General features: G+C 52.8%; 24 protein-coding genes and 2 tRNA genes. 17 read left to right on the forward strand and 9 right to left on the reverse strand.

Translation table 11 applies throughout. The features are described from left to right. The first annotated feature begins 75 nt into the window (after window positions 1-75). Window positions 76-864 (forward strand): inositol monophosphatase family protein, encoded by a 789-nt coding sequence (locus ACTHS8_RS04925; protein WP_440373141.1) that lies wholly within the window; start codon window positions 76-78, stop codon window positions 862-864. 264 nt (window positions 865-1,128) lie between these two features. On the opposite strand, the gene ACTHS8_RS04930 is transcribed toward ACTHS8_RS04925, so the two are convergent. Next, a complete protein-coding gene (locus tag ACTHS8_RS04930; protein ID WP_440373142.1) occupies window positions 1,129-1,596 on the reverse strand; it encodes a YchJ family protein in 468 nt (155 codons plus the stop codon). Window positions 1,597-1,602: 6 nt separating this feature from the next. Further along, window positions 1,603-1,782, reverse strand: coding sequence for a hypothetical protein (locus tag ACTHS8_RS04935; protein ID WP_222570774.1), 180 nt, complete (start codon window positions 1,780-1,782; stop codon window positions 1,603-1,605). A gap of 1 nt (window position 1,783) precedes the next feature. On the opposite strand from ACTHS8_RS04935, the gene ACTHS8_RS04940 reads away from it, so the two are divergent. The 6 genes from ACTHS8_RS04940 to ACTHS8_RS04965 all read left to right on the forward strand — a co-directional run bounded on the left by ACTHS8_RS04940 (window position 1,784) and on the right by ACTHS8_RS04965 (window position 7,508). Further along, entirely contained in the window at window positions 1,784-2,632 is an 849-nt protein-coding gene (locus ACTHS8_RS04940) for an RnfABCDGE type electron transport complex subunit B (protein WP_440373240.1), read from the forward strand. Between the two features lie 71 nt (window positions 2,633-2,703). Then, window positions 2,704-3,702 (forward strand): BtrH N-terminal domain-containing protein, encoded by a 999-nt coding sequence (locus ACTHS8_RS04945; protein WP_063076819.1) that lies wholly within the window; start codon window positions 2,704-2,706, stop codon window positions 3,700-3,702. An 81-nt stretch (window positions 3,703-3,783) separates the two neighbouring features. Continuing rightward, window positions 3,784-4,527, forward strand: coding sequence for an SH3 domain-containing protein (locus ACTHS8_RS04950; protein ID WP_440373143.1), 744 nt, complete (start codon window positions 3,784-3,786; stop codon window positions 4,525-4,527). 45 nt (window positions 4,528-4,572) lie between these two features. After that, a complete protein-coding gene (locus ACTHS8_RS04955) occupies window positions 4,573-5,316 on the forward strand; it encodes an SH3 domain-containing protein (RefSeq protein WP_440373144.1) in 744 nt (247 codons plus the stop codon). A 27-nt stretch (window positions 5,317-5,343) separates the two neighbouring features. Continuing rightward, window positions 5,344-6,258 carry an ABC transporter ATP-binding protein gene (locus ACTHS8_RS04960; protein ID WP_440373145.1) on the forward strand — a complete coding sequence of 305 codons (915 nt, stop codon included), beginning with the start codon at window positions 5,344-5,346 and terminating at the stop codon, window positions 6,256-6,258. Continuing rightward, window positions 6,255-7,508: an ABC transporter permease gene (locus tag ACTHS8_RS04965; protein WP_440373146.1), complete on the forward strand. Its 1,254-nt coding sequence runs from the start codon at window positions 6,255-6,257 to the stop codon at window positions 7,506-7,508. Before ACTHS8_RS04960 ends, ACTHS8_RS04965 begins: the two co-directional genes overlap by 4 nt. Before the next feature lie 190 nt (window positions 7,509-7,698). Here the strand turns inward: ACTHS8_RS04965 and ACTHS8_RS04970 are convergent. The 4 genes from ACTHS8_RS04970 to ACTHS8_RS04985 all read right to left on the reverse strand — a co-directional run bounded on the left by ACTHS8_RS04970 (window position 7,699) and on the right by ACTHS8_RS04985 (window position 12,403). Continuing rightward, window positions 7,699-7,774: transfer RNA gene (locus ACTHS8_RS04970), tRNA-Lys, on the reverse strand. A gap of 60 nt (window positions 7,775-7,834) precedes the next feature. Further along, window positions 7,835-8,914 (reverse strand): iron-sulfur cluster carrier protein ApbC, encoded by a 1,080-nt coding sequence (gene apbC / locus ACTHS8_RS04975; RefSeq protein WP_440373147.1) that lies wholly within the window; start codon window positions 8,912-8,914, stop codon window positions 7,835-7,837. A 162-nt stretch (window positions 8,915-9,076) separates the two neighbouring features. Then, the gene (gene glyS / locus ACTHS8_RS04980; protein ID WP_440373148.1) at window positions 9,077-11,140 is read right to left on the reverse strand and encodes a glycine--tRNA ligase subunit beta; all 2,064 of its coding nucleotides are present in this window, start codon (window positions 11,138-11,140) and stop codon (window positions 9,077-9,079) included. 168 nt (window positions 11,141-11,308) lie between these two features. Beyond that, entirely contained in the window at window positions 11,309-12,403 is a 1,095-nt protein-coding gene (locus ACTHS8_RS04985; protein WP_440373149.1) for an FAD-dependent oxidoreductase, read from the reverse strand. A 289-nt stretch (window positions 12,404-12,692) separates the two neighbouring features. On the opposite strand from ACTHS8_RS04985, the gene ACTHS8_RS04990 reads away from it, so the two are divergent. Beyond that, window positions 12,693-12,911, forward strand: coding sequence for a cell division protein (locus tag ACTHS8_RS04990; protein WP_314588811.1), 219 nt, complete (start codon window positions 12,693-12,695; stop codon window positions 12,909-12,911). 112 nt (window positions 12,912-13,023) lie between these two features. Here the strand turns inward: ACTHS8_RS04990 and ACTHS8_RS04995 are convergent, their stop codons facing one another. Both ACTHS8_RS04995 and glnE read right to left on the reverse strand, forming a co-directional pair. Continuing rightward, window positions 13,024-13,536 (reverse strand): SH3 domain-containing protein, encoded by a 513-nt coding sequence (locus tag ACTHS8_RS04995; RefSeq protein ID WP_440373150.1) that lies wholly within the window; start codon window positions 13,534-13,536, stop codon window positions 13,024-13,026. Between the two features lie 92 nt (window positions 13,537-13,628). Then, complete coding sequence (glnE, locus tag ACTHS8_RS05000) at window positions 13,629-16,313, reverse strand: bifunctional [glutamate--ammonia ligase]-adenylyl-L-tyrosine phosphorylase/[glutamate--ammonia-ligase] adenylyltransferase (protein ID WP_440373151.1); 2,685 nt, start codon at window positions 16,311-16,313, stop codon at window positions 13,629-13,631. 127 nt (window positions 16,314-16,440) lie between these two features. Between glnE and ACTHS8_RS05005 the strand changes: the two genes are divergently transcribed. From ACTHS8_RS05005 to coaD, 3 genes are all read left to right on the forward strand, one after another. Beyond that, complete coding sequence (locus tag ACTHS8_RS05005; protein WP_003682648.1) at window positions 16,441-16,716, forward strand: oxidative damage protection protein; 276 nt, start codon at window positions 16,441-16,443, stop codon at window positions 16,714-16,716. Between the two features lie 164 nt (window positions 16,717-16,880). Next, on the forward strand, window positions 16,881-17,567 hold the full coding sequence (locus ACTHS8_RS05010; protein ID WP_254323604.1) for a Bax inhibitor-1 family protein: 687 nt from the start codon (window positions 16,881-16,883) through the stop codon (window positions 17,565-17,567). A gap of 107 nt (window positions 17,568-17,674) precedes the next feature. Further along, window positions 17,675-18,187 (forward strand): pantetheine-phosphate adenylyltransferase, encoded by a 513-nt coding sequence (coaD, locus tag ACTHS8_RS05015; protein ID WP_250578985.1) that lies wholly within the window; start codon window positions 17,675-17,677, stop codon window positions 18,185-18,187. Window positions 18,188-18,234: 47 nt separating this feature from the next. On the opposite strand, the gene ACTHS8_RS05020 is transcribed toward coaD, so the two are convergent. Further along, complete coding sequence (locus ACTHS8_RS05020) at window positions 18,235-18,795, reverse strand: hypothetical protein (RefSeq protein WP_440373152.1); 561 nt, start codon at window positions 18,793-18,795, stop codon at window positions 18,235-18,237. 204 nt (window positions 18,796-18,999) lie between these two features. Here ACTHS8_RS05020 and ACTHS8_RS05025 point away from each other — a divergent pair. The 6 genes from ACTHS8_RS05025 to ACTHS8_RS05050 all read left to right on the forward strand — a co-directional run bounded on the left by ACTHS8_RS05025 (window position 19,000) and on the right by ACTHS8_RS05050 (window position 22,837). Further along, a tRNA-Phe gene (locus tag ACTHS8_RS05025) sits at window positions 19,000-19,075 on the forward strand. Between the two features lie 308 nt (window positions 19,076-19,383). Next, window positions 19,384-20,292 (forward strand): dialkylrecorsinol condensing enzyme, encoded by a 909-nt coding sequence (locus tag ACTHS8_RS05030; RefSeq protein WP_440373153.1) that lies wholly within the window; start codon window positions 19,384-19,386, stop codon window positions 20,290-20,292. 34 nt (window positions 20,293-20,326) lie between these two features. Next, window positions 20,327-20,572, forward strand: coding sequence for a GNAT family N-acetyltransferase (locus ACTHS8_RS05035; RefSeq protein WP_036493959.1), 246 nt, complete (start codon window positions 20,327-20,329; stop codon window positions 20,570-20,572). Window positions 20,573-20,591: 19 nt separating this feature from the next. Beyond that, window positions 20,592-21,758: a beta-ketoacyl-ACP synthase III gene (locus ACTHS8_RS05040; RefSeq protein ID WP_440373154.1), complete on the forward strand. Its 1,167-nt coding sequence runs from the start codon at window positions 20,592-20,594 to the stop codon at window positions 21,756-21,758. Further along, window positions 21,759-22,154, forward strand: a complete 396-nt coding sequence (locus ACTHS8_RS05045; protein ID WP_440373155.1) for a hypothetical protein — start codon at window positions 21,759-21,761, stop codon at window positions 22,152-22,154. 8 nt (window positions 22,155-22,162) lie between these two features. Continuing rightward, entirely contained in the window at window positions 22,163-22,837 is a 675-nt protein-coding gene (locus tag ACTHS8_RS05050; RefSeq protein ID WP_440373156.1) for a glutathione S-transferase family protein, read from the forward strand. The last annotated feature ends 37 nt before the right edge of the window (window positions 22,838-22,874 follow it).

The raw sequence follows: 22,874 nt of genomic DNA on the forward strand, positions 1-22,874 counted from the left end.
TTCATCCACTATAATTTAAAACTTCCCGAATTTTAATCCACTGTCACGCAAAACTGCAAAAAACAAGGATACGCCGTGCTATATCGTTTACAGAAAGTCGTCCGCCACATCGCCCAAACCGAAGTCATGCCGCGTTTTCTGAACACGCCGTCACGACGCAAGGAAGACGGCTCGGTTTTGAGTGAAGCAGATTTGGCCGCACAAACCGCTTTTGCCGCCGCCCTGCCCTTATTGGAGGATTGTCCGATGTTGGGCGAGGAGATGAGCGTTCTGGAGCAAACCCGTTTGTGGAACGAACATTCAGACGGCCTGTGGATTGTCGATCCTATCGACGGCACAAACAACTTCGTCAACGGTTTGCCGCATTTTGCCGTATCCGTCGCGCTGGTTAAAAACGGCCACGCCGAATTGGGCGTGATTTACAATCCGGTCAGCGGCGAATGTTTCTATGCCGAACGCGGTAAAGGCGCATTCCTCAACGGCACGCCGCTGCCGCTGCGTTCGGAAAACAAAAAACTCAACGAATCCATCGCCGGCGTGGAAATCAAATACCTGCGTTCGGGCAAACTCGCCAGCCGCATGAATACCCTTGCCCCATTCGGCACAATCCGCAGCATGGGCAGCAGCACGCTCGATTGGTGCTACCTTGCCAGCGGCCGCTACGATATTTACATCCACGGCGGACAAAAGCTGTGGGACTACGCTGCCGGCGCATTGATTTTTGAAGAAGCCGGCGGCTGCCTGACCACTTTGGAAGGAGACGATTTTTGGAGCGGCGAACATGTATTCAAGCGTTCCGTCATCGCCGCATTGCAACCCGAGCTGTTTCAGCAATGGGTGAAATGGATTCGAGAAAATCAGTAAAAATACCGTTTATCTTCAAAAAATCACGATTATCTTGCAATTTATTGAAATTATTTCACTTCTTAACAGCATTTAATACTAAAAACGGTAGAATATTAATCGCTGACACAACACCGCTCTTTCATCCCTTTTGGGCGGTGCAGCAAGTAAGACGTTTTCCCGCAATGTATTGGCCATTCATACTTCTCCCTTAGTATGAATGGTTTTTTTTATCTGAAAAAACAGCTCAGGCCGTCTGAACGTTCAGACGGCCTGTTTACATTACTATTTGAAAAACTGTCCGCAACACGCCTTAAACTTTTTGCCAGAACCGCACAAACAAGGCTGTTTCATCGTCGGCAAAGCAACGGTCGGATCAATAAAGTACCAACGCCCGTCTATTTTCACAAACGCCGACAATTCATGATGGCACTCAGTTTGCCCGTTCTCTTCAAAATACGCCTCAAACTCGACCAAAGCATGCAGCTTGCCAAACGGCACATGACGGATAACCTTCAATCCCGACCACTGCGTCTGCTTACTCCACGACGCCAAATCCTGCTTGTCCAACAAATTCTGCTGCGCAGGGACAGTCGTGTCCACGATATAGTCGATTTCCTGCAAAACATACGCGCTGTAACGCGAGCGCATCAACTCTTCCGCCGTCGAAGCCGCCGCCTCACGCGCATGAAACGGTGCGCAACATTCCGCATAAACGCGCCCCGACTGACAGGAGCAAAGTGTAGCCGTCATTCCTAATTACCCAAATAAATCCATTTCAAAATTATAACGCAAACCCGACTCAGGCCGTCTGAAAACGAGCGTAGCGAGTTTCGCTAAAATAAGCGTGGTAAATTTCACTAAAATAAGCGTAAAGAGTTTCGCCAAAATAAACGCAACAATCTGATATAATGCGCCTTTTCGATTTTGATTATCCATGATGACCATTCCCATCCAAAGCATCAGCCGCCTGTTGCCGCAAACCCAATGCCGCGAGTGCGGCTATGAAGGCTGCTTACCCTATGCGCGCGCCCTGTCGGCAGGAGAAGCGCCGGTAAACCTGTGCGCGCCGGGTGGGGAAACCGTCATGAAAGACCTGGCCGACCTGTTGGGCAAGCCCTACCTCGCGCCGGCAAAAACACAAATCAAAGCAGTGGCCCTGATTGACGAATCCGCCTGCATCGGCTGTACCGCCTGCATCCGCGCCTGTCCTGTCGATGCCATTATGGGCGCGTCCAAACTGATGCACACCGTCATCAGCGACGAATGCACCGGCTGCGGCTTATGCGTTACCCCCTGCCCCGTCGACTGCATCGACATGGTTCCCGTATCGCAGTCCTTCCTGCCGTCCGCACGCCGTTTCAGCACCTCTGCCGAACCGCGCTTTGCCGCCGCCGAACACGCACAAAGCCGTTTTGAACGCCATACCGCGCGCAAACAGCGCGACGATGCCGAACGCAAAGCTCTGCTGGCGCAACGCGAAGCCGCCGTCAAAGCCAAACAGGCCGCACAGGCGCAAACCCAAACAACCGCACCAAGCGCCGTATTCAACCCCATGGATTTGATTGCCAAAGCCATGGCCAAAGCGCAATCGCAACAGGACAAACTCGTCTCCTCCGACAACCGCGAAGACTTCAAAGCGCGCCAAATCGAAGAAGCCAAAGAACGCGCCGAACTGCGCCGCGCCCAACGCGATGCCAAATACGGCAACGAAGCCGAAAAAGCCGCCGCCATCGAATTTCTGCGCCGCTATAAAGCCGAACAGGAAGCGGCCAAAGAAGCGCGCTGATATCCAAAACAACAAACCTATTCCGACCGCTTCAGGCCGTCTGAAAACATTGCACGAAAACCAATAACTTTATGACCACACAAGAATTTCCACACCAGCATACCGCCCATTGCGAAAGCGGTGTGATGTCCACTCTGCTCAAATACCATGGCCACAATTTAGACGAAGCCATGATTTTCGGCATTGCCCACGCGCTGACGTTTGTCTGGATGCCGCTGATCAAATTAAACGGCATGCCGCTGGTTTCCTACCGTACCGCGCCGCGCAGCATCATCAAAAACACCTGCAAAGCATTGGGGCTGAAATTATCCGTCCGCAAATTTTCCGACGCACAAAGCGGGCAAGCCGCATTGGATGCTGCGCTGTCTTCAGGCAAACTGGCCGGTTTGCAAACCTCCGTCTTCTGGCTGCCCTACTTCCCGCCGCAAATGCGCTTCCATTTCAACGCACACAATCTTTTGGTGTACGGCAAAGACGGCAACGACTACCTCATCAGCGACCCCGTATTTGAAACCGTACAACGCTGCGCCGCCGAAGATTTGCAGCGGGCGCGCTTTGCCAAAGGCGTATTGGCGGCAAAAGGCATGATGTACACCTTGGAAGACAACAGGCCGTCTGAACAAATCATGGCAGACTTGCCCGCCATTATCCGCAAAGCCATACGCAAAAACGCTAAACATATGCTCGCGCCGGTCTTTTTCATCGGCGTCAAAGGCATCCGCACGCTGGCCAAAAAAATCGAATCCCTGCCCGCCAAACAAAACGACAAATACCAAAAACTGTTTCTCGGCCATTTGGTGCGGATGCAGGAAGAAATCGGCACCGGCGGCGCAGGTTTCCGCTACATCTACGCCTACTTCCTCGAACAGGCCGCCCATATCTGCAACGAACCTGCGTTTCAGACGGCCTCAGAACAAATGACCGCCATCGGCGACCAATGGCGTCAATTCGCAGCCATGTGCGTGAAGCAGTGCAAAAAACCGTCCGAAAATGGCTGCCGCAACATCGCCGAATTTCTGCGCAAAATTGCGGACGATGAAGAAACGTTGTGGCGGGGATTGTTGAAATAATGGGGAATCATGCGGCATAACTCAATCCGCCGCGTACAGTTTTGAAATCAGGTCGTCTGAAAACTAAAAGAAAAGATAAAAATGCGTTACTTAGCCACACTCTTATTATTGTGTTCCGCCTTAACCCATGCCGCGCCGCCGAACGGCTTTGCCTTGGTTCATGATGCCGACGGACATACCAACTTACGCGAAAGCCCCGATTTGAATGCCAAAGTCTTGGCAAAAATTCCCAACGGTACGCCGTTGAAATGTTTGGGTGATGGCGGCGAAGGCAGTTTGACTTTCTGTACTGCCCAGCTGCAACAACCTGCCGCAGAAGACTACGGTTTCATCCATTACAGCCGTCTGATATTTCCCGCCTCCGACAAAAACTTCGTCCGCCTGCGCGAACAATCCGGTCATGACGATACTCTGACTTTGTCCGGTAGCGGACAAACGGTACACATCGTTGCCCGCCGCATCCATCCAAAACTCAGCGACTTCTCGGGCATCAACAAAGACAAATACACCGCGCGGCTCTATCAAGGCAAACCTTTCTATGGTACAGACTACGACATTCCCAAAAGCGTGTTCGCGCTTGAACGTATCACGCTGAACAGTCAAACAGTTCCCGCTGCCGAACTGCAAGGACTGTTCTCGCCCGATTTTGCCGCCACTGCACGCGGCAGCAATGTATATCAACGCTGGGAAGCCTATTACCGCCACACCGACAAGACGCTTTATCTGTTCGGCAGACAAAGTTCGGGAGCCGGTAGTTTCGATGTCTGCTTTATATTTAAGGACGGCAAATTCCAGCGCCGCTATTTATGGAATGCTGCGATTTAAATATCGCTCGAAAAGGTCGTCTGAAAACTCAAAGAAATGGTAAAAATGCGTTACTTAGCTTCCCTCTTATTATTGTGTTCCGCCTTAACCCATGCCGCGCCGCCGAACGGCTTTGCCTTGGTTCATGATGCCGACGGACACACCAACTTACGAAAAAGACCCGATTTGAATGCCAAAGTTTTGGCAAAAATTCCCAACGGCACACCGTTGGAATGCATGGAAGAACTCAGTGAAAACAAGCCAGACTTCTGTTTTGTCCAGCTACAACAGGCAAGCGCCGACGATTCCGGCTTTATCCATTACAGCCGTCTGATATTTCCCGCCTCCGATAAAAGCTTCGTCCGCCTGCGCGAACAATCCGGTCATGACGATACGCTGACTTTGTCCGGCAACGGTCAAAAGGTACACATCGTAGCCCGCCGCATTCACCCAAAACGCAGTGATTTCTCGGGTATCAGCAAAGACAAATACACCGCGCGGCTCTATCAAGGAAAACCGTATTATGGTATCGACTCTATGATTCCCAAAAGCGTGTTCGCGCTTGAGCGTATCACGCTAAACGGTCAAGCGGTTCCCGCTACCGAACTGCAAGGACTGTTCTCGCCCGATTTTGCCGCCACTGCACGCGGCAGCAATGTATATCAAGGCTGGGAAGCTTATTACCGCGGCAATGATAAAACACTTTATCTGTTCGGCAGACAAGGTTCGGACGGCGATCCTTTCGGCGTCTGCTTTATATTTAAGGACGGCAAATTCCAGCGCCGTTATTTATGGGGTGCTGTGATTTAAATATCGCTCGAAAGGCCGTCTGAAACCATGATTCAAATCCAATCCCTCTCCCACCGTTATCCCAAAGCCGAAACCGCCGCGCTGGACAATGTGTCGTTCGACATTGCCGACGGCGAATGTTTGGGGCTGCTCGGTCACAACGGTGCGGGGAAAACGACGCTGATGTCGCTTTTGGCCGGCTTGCAGGAAGTGCGGCAGGGCGAAATTTTGTTTGACGGCAAGCCGTTGCGCCTGCTGAGCCGCAGCGAGCGGCAGAAAATCGGTTTGGTGCCGCAGGATTTCGCGTTTTATCCGCAGCTTTCTGTGTGGGACAACCTGCTGTTTTTCGCCTCACTTTACAAAGTGCGCGACAAAGGCCATCTGAATGCGCTGTTGGAACAGACTGACCTGACCACCCACAAAAACAAAGCGGCAAAGCATCTTTCGGGCGGGCTTAAACGTCGTCTGAATTTTGCCATCGGCCTGATTAACACGCCGCAATTGGTGTTTCTCGACGAAATCACGGTCGGCATCGACCCGCAGTCGCGCCGCTTTATCCTCGACAGCGTGGCGGATTTGACGCGGCAGGGGGTAACGGTGGTTTACACCTCGCACTATCTGTCGGAAATCGAGCAGCTTTGCGGCAAAATTGCGCTGCTGCAACACGGTAAACTGGTGTACCACGGCGGTTTGGACGAGCTTTTAAGTACGCAAACCGGTGTCGTGCGCTTTACCGTCGAACCGCCGCTGCCGCCTCAAACACTGGCCGCTTTGGGTGCAAAGCAAGTGGACAGCCGCGGCATGATGGAAACGGCGCACGATGCCGCCGCCGTTTACGCCGTCCTACAACAAAGCGGCGCGCAAATCCGCTACTTCCAGCAGGGACACGGCTCACTGGAAACGTTTTACCTTGATTTCCTGCGTAAAGACGAGCCAGCAACAGATAAGCAAAATCCACAATGACGACTTCCTCCCTCCTCAAAGAACTCAAACTGCTCTGCCGCGACCTGCACGGTTTGGCCGTGTTGTTTGTGATGCCCATCGCCTTCATGCTGATTATGTCGTTGGCGCTGAGCCGCGACCAAGACCCGCACACCGACAGCCGCATCGCGCTGGTCGGCGCGGCAGACGACAGCGTCAATACCGCACTGGCCGCCGCGCTGGAAAAAGAGCAGATTCATGTTACGCGGATGCCGTCTGAAAAGCTGACCGACGCGCAAAACGGCCTGCATGACAAGCGTTTCCAACTGGTGCTGCTCAACCCGAACCCCGCTTCCGGCAAAATCGCCGACAACAAAGCCCTGCAAATCTATGTACCGCCCGATACCGAGCCTTCATGGCTGGCGGCGGTCAAAGGCGTTTTGCAGCAGCACTACACCCAAACGCGGCTGGACGCTTATTTCGACAACAACGAAGGCATCAAAATCGACAATAAAAAACTGCCCCGCGCCATCCGAAAAGACATCCAGAAAAAAGTCGATGAAAAAAACGACGAACAATTCGCCGCCGTGCGCAGCTTTTTAGATAAAAAAATGCTGGAAGAACACTATCTGAGCGCAGGCAGCGGCACTGTGGAAAAACCCAACGCCGTACAGCACAGCGTCCCCGCATGGCTGATTTTCGGTATGTTTTTCATCATGATACCGCTGTCGAACGTCATGGCACTGGAACGCCAGACCAACACCATTACCCGCCTGCGTCTCGCCCGCGCTTCCGCGTCCGGCCTGATTGCCGCCAAACTCGTCCCCTATTTCCTGATTAACCAGCTTCAGTTTGTCGGAATGCTGCTGCTCGGCCGCTACCTGCTGCCCGAAATCGGCGTACCCGCCCTCATACTCAACGGCAGCCTTGTTCCCTACGCGCTGCTGTCCGCCGCCGTCAGCGCCGCCGCACTCGGCTACGCGCTGTTAATCAGTGTCTGCGCAAAATCTACCGAACACGCCGTCGTACTCGGCGGCGGCGGCATTATCCTGATGGCGGCAATCGGCGGCATTATGGTGCCCGCCCACGTCATGCCCGAAACCATGCAGCAACTCACTTGGATTTCCCCAATGGCTTGGGGCTTGAAGGCTTTTCAGGAATTGCTGCTCAACCGCAGCGGACTGGACGGAATCGGCCGTTATCTGCTTTTATTGTCTGCATTCTCTTTTGCCACGCTGACTGCTGCCGTATTGGTTTATCGTAGACAGTTGCAGACGCAAGTAAGGTTTTAAACATTTGTCTGCCAGGTAGAAAGCTTATTTCTCAAAACCATTCCTATAAAACTTCAGGCCGTCTGAAAATATCTTTCAGACGGCCTGATGCCTGATGTGCTATGGATTGTTTCAATAACAAAATATTTTCAACAAAATCCTAAAATCCAAACGTAAAAAACCTGCTTTTTTCAAAGCAGGTTTTTATATTTGGTGGGTCGTGAGCGATTCGAACGCTCGACCAACGGATTAAAAGTCCGCTGCTCTACCGACTGAGCTAACGACCCGACAAGATGTGCATTATAGAGACGGGTCACACAGCTGTCAACACCTTTTTTTAAACTTTTTTATTCGACGACGATTTTCGGGAAGCGGCTGCTGAAGTCTTTGCCTTTATCGGCAATGGTCAACGCGATTTGGAAGGCGGCTTCGGTGTAGATGTCGGCGATGGTTTGGTTGTTTTCAAACAAGGCCGAAGATGTGCCGCTGTCCATGGCTTCGCGTACAGGCAGGCTCAACGGAAGCTGGCCGAGCAACGGTACGTTCAAACGCTCTGCCAAGTTTTTACCGCCTTCTGCGCCAAAGATTGCTTCGGCATGGCCGCAGTTGGAGCAGATATGGACAGACATGTTTTCCAAAACGCCCAAAATCGGGATATTGACTTTGTTGAACATATCCACGGCTTTGCGTGCATCAATCAGGGCGATGTCTTGTGGCGTGGTGACGACAACGGAGCCGGTTACGGGAATTTTTTGCGACAGGGTCAATTGGATATCGCCGGTACCGGGCGGCAGGTCGATGAAGAGATAATCGACATTGTCCCACTCGCTTTGGAACATCAGCTGTTGCAAGGCTTGGCTGACCATCGGGCCGCGCCAAACGACGGCTTGGTCGGTATCGACCAGGAAACCGATAGACATTACTTGAATGCCGCTTTCGGCTTCAACGGGAATCAGTTTTTTGTTTTGTTGGTCGGGTTTGCGGTCTTGTACGCCGAGCATGGTGGGCTGGCTTGGGCCGTACAGGTCGGCATCGAGTACGCCGACGCGTGCGCCCATTCTGGCCATTGCGGTGGCAAGGTTGGCAGTGGTCGTTGATTTGCCGACACCGCCTTTGCCGGATGCAACGGCAATAATATTTTTCACGCCTTTGATGGTCGCCACGCCGGGTTGGACTTTGTGCGTACCGATTTCGGTATCAATACTCAAATGAATATGCGTGTCGCCAGTATGGGCCATAACGGCTTCTTGGAGGGCGTTGGCAATGTCTGCGGCGATATGGGCAACTGGGAACGCGAATTTCAGGCCGATATGCAGGCCGTCTGAACGCTCTTCAAGGAGTGTAACGGCTTTTTCGCTGCCCAAAGTACGCATTGTATGGGGAATCAATACGGCATCGAGTGCGGTTCGGATGGCTGGGATATTCATAATCTGCCTCTTGAATGTGGGAAATTGTTTATGTGCGCGATTTGTCGTGCGACAAATCTGCCGAATTATACCCTTGAACGCCATGCAAGGGATACGCCCGAAAAACTTCAGGCTGCCTGAAACATCGGGCAGCCTGAAAAAAGGATCAACTGAAACGCGGCCTTATTCGCTCAAGAGCGCAATGTCGGCAACTGCGTTCATTTGTTCTGCCAAGCGGTTCAACAGGTTCAAACGGTTTTGCTTCACGGCGGCATCTTCAGCCATCACCATCACGCCGTCGAAGAATGCATCGACTTGCGGTTTGACGGAAGCCAGCTCGGACAAAGCAGTTTGGAAATTGCCTTCGGCAACGGCGGCGGAGATTTTCGGCTGCAAACCTTGCGCGGCGGCATACAGGGCTTTTTCTTCGTCCTGTTGCAGCAGGCTTTCGTTAACCGCGCCCAACTCGGCATCGGCTTTTTTCAGCAGGTTTTGCACACGTTTGTTGGCTGCGGCCAGTGCGGCGGCTTCGGGCAGCTGTTTGAACGCGGCAACGGCCTGCAGTTTCGCCACTACGTCGTCCAAACGGCGCGGCTGTTTCGCCAATACGGCGGCGACGATGTCTTGCGGATAATCGTTTTGCAATAACACGGCCAAACGCGCCTGCATGAAGTCGGCAGTTTCAGACGGCGTTTTCTCGTTGAGCAAACCTTGCGGGAAGCTGTTGAAGGCCGTCTGAATCAGTTCGTTTACGTCCAAACCGTACTGCATCAGCATACGCAAAATACCCAATGCGGAGCGGCGCAGTGCGTATGGGTCTTTGTCGCCGGTCGGAATCAGGCCGATACCCCAAATGCCGACCAAGGTTTCCAGTTTATCGGCCAACGCAACGGCGGTTGCCACTTTGCCGTTCGGCAGGTTGTCGCCGGCAAAGCGCGGTTGGTAATGTTGCTCGATGGCTTCGGCGATTTCTTCGGTTTCGCCGTCCAAGCGGGCATAGTATTTACCCATCGTGCCTTGCAATTCGGGGAACTCGCCGACCATTTCGGTGACCAAGTCGGCTTTGGCCAAACGTGCGGCGCGCTCGGCTGCGGCGGCATCCGCACCCAATGCTTTGGCGATATGGGCGGCAATGCTTTGCAGACGCTCGATGCGCTCGGCTTGCGAACCGATTTTGTTGTGGTAAACCACGCTGGACAATTTCGGCAGGCGGCTTTCCAAAGTCGCTTTTTGGTCTTGTTTGTAGAAGAACTCTGCATCAGACAGGCGCGCGCGCAAAACGCGTTCGTTGCCTTGAATGATGTGCGACGGGTCTTCGGTTTGCAGGTTAGACACCAGCAGGAAGCGGTTCATCAGCTTGCCGTTTTGATCGAGCAGCGGGAAGTATTTTTGGTTTTGCTGCATGGTCAGAATCAGGCATTCTTGCGGTACGGCGAGGAAGTGTTCTTCAAAACCGGCTTCCAATACCACAGGCCATTCGACCAATGCGGTCACTTCGTCCAACAAGGCTTCATCAGCGGCAACGGTCGCGTTCAGACGGCCTGCCTGCTCGTTCAAGGCCGTCTGAATGGCGGCTTTGCGCTCGGCAAACGAAGCGACGACTTTGCCTTGTTCGCGCATTTGGGCGGCGTAGCTGTCGGCATTTTCAATGGCGATTTCGCCGTTGGAGAGGAAGCGGTGCCCCAGTGTTTTGTTGCCGCTTTGCAGACCCAAAACGCTGACGTTGACGATGTCGCCGCCGTGCAGCACGATCAGGCTGTGTACAGGACGCACGAAGGTGAATGTGCTGCTGCCCCAACGCATGACTTTCGGAATCGGCAGTTTTTTCACTGCGGCATTGATGATGTCTTCCAAAAGCTCGCCCAGCGGTTTGCCGGTTTGGACGTATTCGTAGGCATACACGTCTTGCTTGCCGTCGTTGATGATGGTCAAGTCTTCGATTTTCGCACCCGCACCGCGCGCAAAACCTTCCAAAGCCTTAGTCGGCGCACCGTCTTTCATAGCATTCGCCACGGCCGGGCCTTTTTTCACGATTTTTTGGTCGGCTTGAACGGCCTTCACGTTTTTGACTTGAACGGCCAAGCGGCGCGGAGAAGCGTAGGCGGTGTACTCGGCTGCGCCGTCAATCAGTTGCGCTTTTTCCAAGCCTTCGGCAACGGAAGCGGCAAAATGGTTGCCCAAATTATTGAGGGCCTTTGGCGGGAGTTCTTCAGTGAGAAGTTCGATTAAGAGGGTTTGGGTTGTCATGTGCTTATCGTTAAATAGGAAATTGGTTTGGCGTCTGAAAACGGCATCATGCGGTTTTCAGACGCAAGGTTGATTGAATTGACGGCGATTTTATCATTTTCAGACGGCCTGTGGCTGTCTTTCACAAACAATTTGCCCAATTTTCAAGCAACTTCGTCCGCAACGGCTTCAATTCGCAGCGCGGATATACGGCAAACCGCTGGTTTCGTCGCTTTCGGGAATGTCGCTTCCGGCAAACAGCGCGCCGGCCAAACGCACGGCTGCGCCGGTTACTGCCGGAGAAATCATAAAGCCGTGGCGGAACAGGCCGTTGACTTCAATCAGGCGGCGTTCGCGGCTGAAGCGGATTTCAGGATTGTGGTGGTTTAAAGTCGGACGCAGGCCGGTGGCCAGTTCCAAAAGGTTCGCCTCGCCAAATGCCGGATGCACGGCGTACAGCGCGGACAAAAGTTCCAAACCAGAACGCACGCTGGCCGGCGCTTGGCTTTCGCTTTCGATTTGGGTCGCACCAATCACAAAAATATGGTTTTCCTTCGGTGCGATATACAAAGGATAGCGTGGATGCAGCAGGCGTACTGGACGGGACAACTCGACTTCGGGTGCGTAAACGCGCGCCACTTCGCCGCGTATGCCGCGCAATTGACTTTCAGACGGCCTGTTCCACGCTGCTTTTGCACCATAACCGCGGCAGTCGATGACCCAATCGTATTGCACCGCCAAATCTTCGACTTCGCGTTCGCACAACCAATGGCAAGGCACATTCATTGATTCCAAAGCATCGGCCAGCGCATTCAATACCTGCCGTCCGTCCAACTGCCCTTCCGCCGGCAGATACAGGCCGTCTGAAAACCGTCCTGCCAGTTGCGGCTCGTTGGCCGCGATTTCGTCCGCGTTCCAACGTATGGTTTCGTGTTCCGGCACGCCGCCGCGCTTCAAATGCCGGGCGAACTCGGCAGAAAGCGGCTTGTCCTGCGTATGCCAAACAATCAGGCTGCCTTTTTCCTGCATCATCACCGGCGTATTCAGACGGCCGACAATCGCGCGCCAAAGCGCAATACTTTGTTTGCCCAAACGGATGACTTCGGGCGTTGCCTCCACCGCTTCGGCAGAAGGTGCCAGCATGGCCGCGGCAACATAAGCGGCGGCTTGCGCGCCGTTGCGTTCACCTTTCTCAAACAACTCGACCGAAATACCCTGCTCTGCCAGTTGGAACGCCATCAGACGGCCAGAAAGACCGCCACCGAGTACCGCAACCTTAGACATCAGTTTCTCCTTGTTTTTAATATATAAATAAGCAGTATATTTTAGAACTTGTTTTGCTGTATCACAATATCGACAGAAAATGAGAACATTTTTTACAGGTCATGCTCAAGCTAAATCAGGAATAAGTAAACAAAAATCTTTCCTCAAGCTGCCAATCAGCTTTTACAAAAATATCTTCCTTACATAAAACCTACTATAATGTCATCTTTTGACATATTCACATTCACTCAGCTTCATTGCACCTGCTGATTGGTCCTGAAGCATACATTTGATTTTATAAGGAATAATGATGAAAAGCTTGGGCAGTACTTTATTTATCCTCGGCGTATTGGCATTCGGTTTGAATTATATGAACGCGGTACCCAAAGTTTTAGCCTGGATTTACGAATGGGGCGAAGATACCGCCCTATGGATTAAAGCAGGCATTACGGGTAGTGGCGCTTTACTTTGGTTGGCAGGCAACTTCCTAGAAAAACCTGCAGAGGCAGAACAGGAAGAAGAAGAATAAATACCATAAAAGGCCGTCTGAAAAGTTTCAGACGGCCTTTTTTATATCTTCGGCAAAACAGTACCTACTTTATGTCCGAAAATATGCCTTAATCGGATAAATTGCTTGTTTATTACTCCACGCGTCGAAGTTGACTTTTGTGGATATAACCCTGAATCGAAACATGATGACCATACTCGTTTTTTTCTGTGTAAGCTCCCTGATTGCTGTACCACAACCAGTCGCCTTTTCTGAAGGCTGGGACGATCTGTACACGTGTTCCGTTTGGGAGTGTTTTGATGATTTCGCCTTGCTTGATCGGTTCTTCGGGGTAGCTGTTGTTACGGACGTTTGCCGATCCGTCAGGGCTGGCGACAACATAATTGTGCACGATAAAGCCTTGGCTTTGATGGACGTAGCCTGTACGGTGCCCGTCTAATTGAATATGAAACCATTTACCCTGTTTACTGAGTATTTTATGTTTTTTGCTTTCATAATCCAGTACGGTCATGATTTTGCTGCGTGTATCAGGCGCGGAACGGACGTTTGCAGAGCCATCGCATTCGGTATAAGGCAAAAAGTAATCAGCGGCTTGGGCTGCTGCCGACGACAGTAAAACCGTTAAAAACAGTGCCATTTTCTTCATGGTTGGTTTTCCTTATATGTTTAGAGTGAGTTTGTTGTGGCGGTAAATTGTGTTGCTGTACAGGGCTTTTGACGCTGAATACGCCCGCCTGTTTATCCAAACTTCACTTCTGCCCCGAATACTTCCTGCCATAGTTTTCGCACATTGCCGTAATGGGTCAGCAATTCGTCCGTCACTTCGGTTTTTTTGGCATCGCGCAGTTTGGTGTTGTGTTGCTGCTGGCGGTAGAAGCGGTAGGCGGTGCGGCTTTGTTCGGCGAGGGTTTTGTCGATGAGGCCGCAGTCGGCGGCGATGTTCAATAGGGCGATGTTGCCGTAGTTGTCCAAGAGTTGCGGATACTGGCGGGCATGGGCAAGGATGAGGTATTGGACGATAAATTCGACATCGACCACGCCACCGCGCGCGTATTTGACGTTGCTGTCGGCAGGCGGATGGGTGGGGAACATTTTTTCGCGCATTTCGATGATTTCGCCTGCTAAAACGGTTTGGTCGCGTTCGGCAGTCAGCATTTCGGTGCGGATGCGGTCGAAGGCCGTCTGAACATCAGGCGTACCGCAGATAAAACGGGCGCGGGTGAGGGACTGGTGTTCCCACGTCCAGGCGTTTTCGCGCTGGTATTTTTCAAAGGCGGCGATGCTGTGGGCGAGGAAACCTGCGTCGCCATTGGGGCGCAGGCGCAGGTCGGTTTCGTAGAGGCTGCCTGCGCCGGTGGCGGCGGAAAGCCAGTTGGTCAGGCGGCGGGCAAGGCGGCTGTACACGTCGCCTGCATCGGGATGAGGGTCGTCATAAAGATAGACCAAGTCGAGGTCGGAGGAATAGCTGAGCTCTTTACCGCCCAGTTTGCCGTAGCCGATGATGGCGAATTGCGGCGTGTCGCGGTGTTTTTTGGGCATATCCGCCCACGCGCACGGCACGGCGGCGGCGAGGATGGTGTCGGCGAGTGCGGAGAGTTGATCGGAAAGTGATTCTACCGTCCACAATCCGGCAAGGTCCTGAACGGCGAGGCGGAAGACTTGGGCGTGTTGGAAATGACGCAGCGTGTCCATTTGCGCTTCAGTATCGCCGCCGCAGGCTTTGAGGTCGTTTGAAAGCGAGACGGCGAGTGCCGACCAGTCAAACGCGGTATCCAAAAGCTGCGCGCTGATAAGTTCGTCCAGCAGAATCGGATATTTGCTCAGATACGCCGCCACCCATGAGCTTTGGCTCATGATTTGTGCCAGATGTGCCAAGGTTTGCGGATGTTCGTTGAGGAAGGCGAGATAGGCGGAGCGGCGGCTGATGTTTTCGAGGAAGTCAAACAGCCGCATTAATGTATCGGTCGGGTTGGGTTGCTCGGCTGCCGCCTGTACCAACAACGGCACAATGGCGTCAAAACGCGGCTGGGCGTGTGCGGAAAGGTGGCGGTATTTATGGCCGTTGCGGATTTGGTCGAGCCGCGTGGCGATGGTTTCGGCATCAAACCCATATTCTTTCAGACGGCCTTGCCGCTCTTCTTCGTCGGGCTTGTTTTGCCATGCCCATTGCCATTCGCTGTTGTCTAGGGTTTGCTCTTCGGATTCGCTCAAAATTTCGTTGAACAACTGATTGACTTTGTTTCGATGAACGTTGAGGTCGTCTGAAAAGGTGGTGTAGCTGTCGAAACCCATGCTTTCGGCGAGCAGTTGCTGCTGTTCGGGCGAGGTCGGTAGGGTTTGGGTTTGCTGGTCGTCCCAGTATTGCAGGCGGTGTTCGACGTCGCGCAGGAAGCGGTAGGCGGCAAGCAGGGTTTCGACGTTTTCAGACGGCATGATGCCCAGCTCGGCTAGCTTTTTCAGCGTTTCCTGCGTGCCTTTCAGTTGCAGCGCGCGCATTTGGCCGCCGCGTATCATTTGGAAAATCTGGGCAATAAATTCGACTTCGCGGATGCCGCCCGCGCCGAGTTTGATGTTGTCCGCCATGCCTTTCTTGCTGACTTCGCTGCGGATTTGGCGGTGCAGGTTGCGCATTGCTTCATATGCGCTGTAATCCAGATATTTGCGGAACACAAAGGGGCGCACCAGCGCTTTGATGTCGTTCGGATACGGCGTGACTACGCGGCCTTTACACCACGCGTAGCGTTCCCATTCGCGCCCTTGCGTAATCAAATATTGCTCCAGCGCGGTTTCGCTCAACACCAGCGCGCCCGAATCGCCGTCCGGCCGCAGCCGCATATCGACGCGGAACACCTGCCCGTCGGCGGTAATGTCGTTCAGCAGCGCAATCAGTTTCTGCCCGACTTTGGTGAAAAACTCCTGATTGCCGCGCTCGCGCCTGCCGTCGGTGTCGCCCGATTCGGGATAGATGAAAATCAAATCGATGTCGGAAGACACGTTCAGCTCATAGCCGCCCGCCTTGCCCATCGCCACCACGCTCAAATGCTGCGGTGATTTGGTATAACGCCCGATCGGCGTGCCGTACATGTCCCGATAATAGGCGTAGGCGAAATCCAGCGCGGTATTGACGGCAAAATCGGCAAACAACGTAATCGTGCGGGTTACTTCGTTCAAATCGCTGATACGGTTTATATCGCGCACGATAATCTGCGACACCACATAACGGCGCAACTCGCGCAACTGCCGTGCCAACTCTTCCTCGTTTTCTTCCGCGCGGATTTTGTTCCAATCGGCAAAGGCTTGGAAATCCGCTTCGGTCAACACCTTGTCCAGCATGGGCAGGAAAATTTCGGGCTTGAGTTTGCCTGAATCAAGGTTGCGGGCGAGAAAAAGGGAATAACGGCGGGCAGTATCGAGGCGGTTCATAATCTTTGCCTGAATAAACAGAAAAGACCATCATAGCAAGGTTTCAGGCCGTCTGAAAGCCACGCTTTCCCCTATCCGTGCAATCGGCTAAAATACCAACTTTGCAACCCATCATAAGGAAACCGCCATGACCCGTATGGTTCACTGCGTCAAACTCGGCAAAGAAGCCGAAGGCATGAAATTTCCGCCGCTGCCCAACGAATTGGGCAAACGCATTTTTGAAAACGTTTCCCAAGAAGCATGGATGGCTTGGACTCGTCACCAAACCATGCTGATCAACGAAAACCGCTTAAGTCTTGCCGACCCTCGCGCACGCGAATACCTCGCTCAGCAGATGGAACAATACTTCTTCGGCGACGGCGCAGATGCCGTACAAGGCTACGTTCCGCAAGAGCCTAAATAAGCATTGAAAAGCCAAGGCCGTCTGAAACCCGATTTTCAGACGGCCTTTAAAATTCCCGATTGCCCCGCATATTAGGCAAATAGAACAGATAAATCATACAAATCCATGATTCTCTGTTAAAATCCAAATTTCATTCATTTCCAATCCACACTGGAGCAAACGCCATGCAAAACGACGTTTACGACTATACCTCGCAAGGCTCGGTTGCCAAAAATACCGTCCTGCAAAAAACCTACCGCCTGCTCGGCTTGTCTTTCATTCCTGCCGTTGCCGGCGCGTTCTTTTCCGCCAAAACAGGCTTTAACATTTTCGCCATGTTCGGTTCATACTATGTTGCCCTGGCCGCCTTCTTCGGCTTCTTCTACGGCATGACCTTCCTGATTGAGAAAAACCGTTACAGCAACGTCGGCGTAGCCCTGTTGATGATCTTCACTTTCGGCATGGGCCTTGCCATCAGCCCTATGTTGCAATACGCCTTAGCGATTAACAACGGCGCGCAAATCGTCGGTACGGCCGCCGCCATGACCGCCGGTGTATTCTTCACCATGTCCGCTATGGCACGCCGCACCACAATGAACATGAACAAACTCGGCAGCTTTCTTGGTGCCGGTGCGATCGTGCTCATGATTGCCGTTGTGGCCAACATCTTCCTCAACATCCCTGCCCTGAGCCTGACCATCGCGGCCGGCTTCGTTGTCTTCAGTTCCCTGATGATTATGTGGCAGGTGCGTGCCGTTATCGACGGCGGTGAAGACAGTCACATCAGCGCGGCGCTGACCATCTTCATCTCCATCTACAACATTTTCAGCAGCCTCTTGAGAATCCTCATCTCTATTAGCGGTGACGACTGATAAAGCCAAAAAGGCCGTCTGAAATTTCAGACGGCCTTTTTGATTTTTGACATCACCGGCAAACTCCCCTATCCTGAAAACCACACAAACCCCATTCCCAACCCAAAATGACCACGACCACTCCGCGCCGTGCCGTGTACGCAGGCAGCTTCGACCCTCCCACCCTCGGCCACCTGTGGATGATACAGGAAGCCCAATCCCTCTTTGACGAACTCATCGTCGCCATCGGCACCAATCCCGAAAAGCGCAACACCTACACCATAGAAGAACGCCGCGCCATGCTCGATGCCATTACCCACCCCTTTCCCAACGTCCGCATCAGCGTGTTTGAAAACCGCTTTTTGGTCGATTACGCCCGCGAAGCCAACGCCAATTTCATCGTCCGCGGCATCCGTTCCGCCGCCGACTACGAATACGAACGCTCGATGCGCTACATCAACAGCGACATCGCCCCCGAAATCTCCACCGTCTTCCTGATGCCGCCGCGCGAAATAGCCGAAGTATCCTCCACCATGGTCAAAGGCTTGGTCGGTCCACAAGGCTGGCGCGACATGATAGGCCGCTACCTCCCCGACCCCGTCTATCAAAAAATCCTGCAAGACCACGAAACAAACACATAAAACAAAGGCCGTCTGAACATTTCAGACGGCCTTCCAATTTCCATTGATTATTTACGGGCAGACATCAACACCTGCAGGTTTTGATTCAACGTTTCCATGTCCAACCAACCGGCGGCAATAAACAGCATCAAAATCACCGTACCCACACACAGCACGCCGATACCATACAACAGATAGCCCACCAAAACACGGCCTACCGTCGCATTCCCCATCCACATCAAACCGCGTACCTGCACCACAAAAACCCAAGCCTGCCACAGCAGCGCAAACGCAGCCAACGCCGGAACATACAACACCAGCAACAGCGGCAGCAGCAAAGCCTCAGACACCAAAATAAAGCCCCACAAAGGCAGCCGGGGCGCACCGTAATAATGCAGCACCTTACGCATCGAGCGGCTCAACACCAACCATTTCACAATCACCAAAATCACCGACAGGCACACCGCCGCCGCGCCACTGCCAAACAAAGGCGACATGTTGGCCGCGTTCACCACGCCCAACAACAGCAGCACCGCCGCCATTACCAAAGGCGAATACAAATACGTCTCCGGCGAACGATAGCGCAAACGCAAAACATCCCACATATCACGAACAAACACATACAGCATGGCATAAATCCAAAGCAAAAAAGCCGATTGTATCTTAGGCCGTCTGAAAATCAAACCGGCAAACCTAAAAACCGCCAATTAAAACGAAAAATAATTCAATACAAAACAAAATCTTAATTTACCGCCTCAAAAATAAAGCCTACAACCGCTTGCACAAGGCAACGAAATTTGGTTTAATTCACATCTCGCAACGAAACACGCGAAGGCCAGATAGCTCAGTTGGTAGAGCAACGGATTGAAAATCCGTGTGTCGGCGGTTCGATTCCGCCTCTGGCCACCACCAACCGCCTTAAAGCGGTTATTTTTTTATCTATACGATTTGCACACTATACTTAGCGCAAATCCCATTCCAGACCATGCGTCCCGATTTCCACACAAGGCCGTCTGAAAAATTTCAGACGGCCGTTGTTCATGTTGGCATGGCATAAAAATCTACTTCACCGCCTCATTCCGACAGAATACGGCGCTTCCATCCAAATCGGCTGAAACCTTCGCGCACATACTGAATATGAATAAAGTTCAAGGCAGGTCGGTTTACTATATAATACCGTCCAAACCAACCATAACTTACTCATTGCAGGGAAGATAATGAAAAAAGTGCTGATTGTGCATTACTCACAAACGGGGCAGCTCTCCAGCCTGGCGCGAAATTTTGCCGCGCCGTTGCAAACAGCCGGCGTACAGGTCGATTGCGTAAATATCGTACCGGAGCAGGCATTTCCGTTTCCGTGGCCGTTTTGGCGTTTTTTCGATACCTTTCCTGAAACCGTCCATTTAAAACCCGCTCCGATTCTGTCGCCGCACATTCCGTCCGAAGATTACGATGTGGTGGTTATTGCCTACACCGTTTGGTTCCTCTCTCCTTCGCAACCGATTACCGCCTTTTTGCAACGCGAAGAAACGCGCCGCCTGCTGGACGGCAAACCGGTCATCACGCTTATTGGCTGCCGCAATATGTGGCTGGGCGCGCAGGAAAAAATGAAATCTTTGCTGAAACAAAACGGCGCCAAACTCATCGGCAACATCGTAAAAATCGATGCCTGCAACAGCGCAGCAAGTTTCATTACCACGCCAGCATGGATGCTGACCGGCGACAAGCGCTATTTCCGCTCCCTGCCCTCTGCCGGCATTGCTGAAGAAGAATTGGCGGATGCGGCGCGGTTTGGTACGAAATTGCGCGATGCACTGTTAAACCAACAGCCTTTGGACGAAACCCTGTTTCAAAACATGAGCGCAGTGACAGTGAATGAAAAACTGATTTTCAGCGAACGCGCCGCCGGCCGCAGCTTCTTCGTCTGGGGCAGGCTTTTGATGGCGGCAGGCAGGATTTCTCCGCTTTTGCGCCGTGCCTTGTTGTGCTTCTACATCGTCTTTTTATTGGCGATGATTTTAGTGGTTTTACCTGTCAGCATAATTTTGAAAAAACTGCTGCATCCGCTGCTCAAAGGCCGTCTGAAAAAGCTGGCAGATTATTATGAGCAACCGTCAGGCAGATAATAATTTTCAGACGGCCTCAAACCAGGAACCCATCATGCCCGAAGTGATCCACTACCCCGAGCGCCGTCGCTTTCAAATCGATATTGACGGTTTGGAAGCAGGCTATATCAGCTATACCGAACACAACGGCGGCTGGGACGTAAACCATACCGAGGTCTCGCCCAACTTCCGTCATCGCGGCATTGCCAAACTGCTGGTGGACGCGCTGATGGAATATGCCGAAACACATCACATCCCGTTGACTGCAAGCTGCGACTACGCGGCGCGGTTTATCGGTTGATTATTTTGACAAACACATTATGACATCAAATAACACACTCAAAGACGTTTATCTCAACCGCGTTTCTGCCTTTTTGCCCAATGCCCCCGTCGGCAATGACGAAATGGAAGCCGTACTCGGCATGGCAGGCGATGTGCCTTCACGCGTGCGCCGCATGATTTTGCGCTCCAACGGCATTTTGTCGCGCCATTACGCCATCGACCCCGAAAGCCGTCGTACGACACACACCAATGCCGAGTTGGCCGCCGAAGCGGTCAACGGCCTGTTTGCCCAAGGCGTTGCGGCAGAAGCCGTCGGCAGCCTGGCCTGCGCCACTTCCTATCCCGACCAAACCATGCCCGGACACGGCGTGATGGTGCATGGTTTGCTGGATATGCCGCCTTGCGAAGTGTTCAGCATGGCAGGCGTATGCGCAGCAGGGATGGCGGCGATGAAACATGCCTACAACGCCGTGCGCACCGGCGAACACGCACATGCGGTTTCCGTCGCTTCCGAAAACGCCTCGGCAGTCATGCGCGGCGAAGTGTTTCAAAGTGAAACCGACCATAAAAAACTGGAAAACGCGTCCCCCGAAATCGGGTTTGAAAAAGACTTTTTGCGCTGGATGCTGTCTGACGGCGCAGGCGCGGTGTATCTGTCCGATCGTCCCAATTCAGACGGCCTCAGCCTGAAAATCCATTGGATAGACCTGCTTTCCTACGCCAACGAAATGCCGCCCTGCATGTATGCCGGCGCAGAATTCCGCGACGGCGTATTTGAAGGCTGGAAACACGCAGATGCCGATTACGGCCGCCGCCACAGCCTGATGGCGGTCAAGCAGGACGTCAAACTGCTGAACGAAAACATCGTCCGCTATACAGTGGAAAAACCCCTCTCCCAAATCGCCGCCAAACACGGCATCCGCGCCGAAGAAATCGATTGGTTCCTGCCACACTACTCTTCCGGCTTTTTCCGCGACCGCCTTTCAGACGGCCTGAAAAACATCGGCTTCGACATTCTGCAGGAAAAATGGTTTACCAATCTGCACAACAAAGGCAACACGGGTTCGGCCTCGATTTACATCATCCTTGAAGAATTTATGCGCACTTTCCCTATCGAACACGACCAAAAAATCCTGTGTTACGTTCCGGAAAGCGGCCGTTTTTCAACATGTTTCATGCTTTTGGAAGCAGTAAAGGCTGTCTGAATGAAGATTGACGATATCCCTCAAGACAACAGCGCCAGCTACCACGGCCACCGCAAAGTCATCTACGGCACCCGCGACGGCCACTACGAAGCGGCCACCAGCAACGGTTGGCAGGACGAAGCCTACGCCACCGAAATGGCGGTGTGCGAACTCAATGCCCAAACGCAGGCAGCGCGCGAAGCCGTCGAAAAAGGCGAATATTCGCCGCTGTACTACCATATGTTCCGCTGCCGTTATGATGAAACCGGCTTGGCCATGGCGGCAGGCGTATGGAAATGGCAGCTGCGTCGGCATTTCCGTCCCGAAGTGTTCGCCAAACTACCGGCAAAAACCCTGCAAAAATATGCCGATGCCTGCCAAATCAGCATAGACGACCTCAAACAAACCAATATTTAAAGCTCCTCATGATTACCCTGCATTCGCTCGACCAATCCCGCGCCCTGCGCATTGTTTGGCTGCTTGAAATCCTCGGTACGCCCTACCGTCTACAAACCTACCGCCGTCATCCCGACACTTTGCTCGCCCCTGACGAACTCAAAGCCGTCCATCCCTTAGGCAAATCGCCTTTATTGGATGATGACGGCTTTATCTTGGCGGAAAGCGGCGCGATTACCGACTATCTGATTCAAACCTACGGCAACGGCCGTCTGATGCCCGAACGCGGCAGCCGCGAATACTGGCAATATCAACGCTGGCTGCATTATGCCGAAGGTTCTCTGATGCCGTTATTGCTGCTCGGACTGGTGTTCCGCCGGATTGAAAGCGCGCCCATGCCGTTTTTCGTCAAACCGATTGCCCGCAAAATCAGCGGCAGCGTCAAAAGCAGCTTTATCCATCCGCAAGCCGCGCTGCATCTTTCCCACATCGACAGCGAGTTGGAAAACCGCGAATGGTTGGTCGGCAACAGCCTCAGCGGTGCCGACATCATGATGAGCTATCCGCTGCAAGCCGCGGCCGACCGCTTCGATTTCGCCGACTACCCCAATATCCGCGCTTATTTGCAACGCATCGAAGCGCATGAAGCCTACCGCCGCGCCGTTGAAAAAGCAGGTTCGCCTTTATTGAAACTCGACCAATAAAACAAGGCCGTCTGAAACGTTTTCAGACGGCCTGAAA

It is taken from the genome of Neisseria sp. P0016.S008, assembly GCF_051957775.1.
Lineage (GTDB): Bacteria > Pseudomonadota > Gammaproteobacteria > Burkholderiales > Neisseriaceae > Neisseria > Neisseria flavescens_B.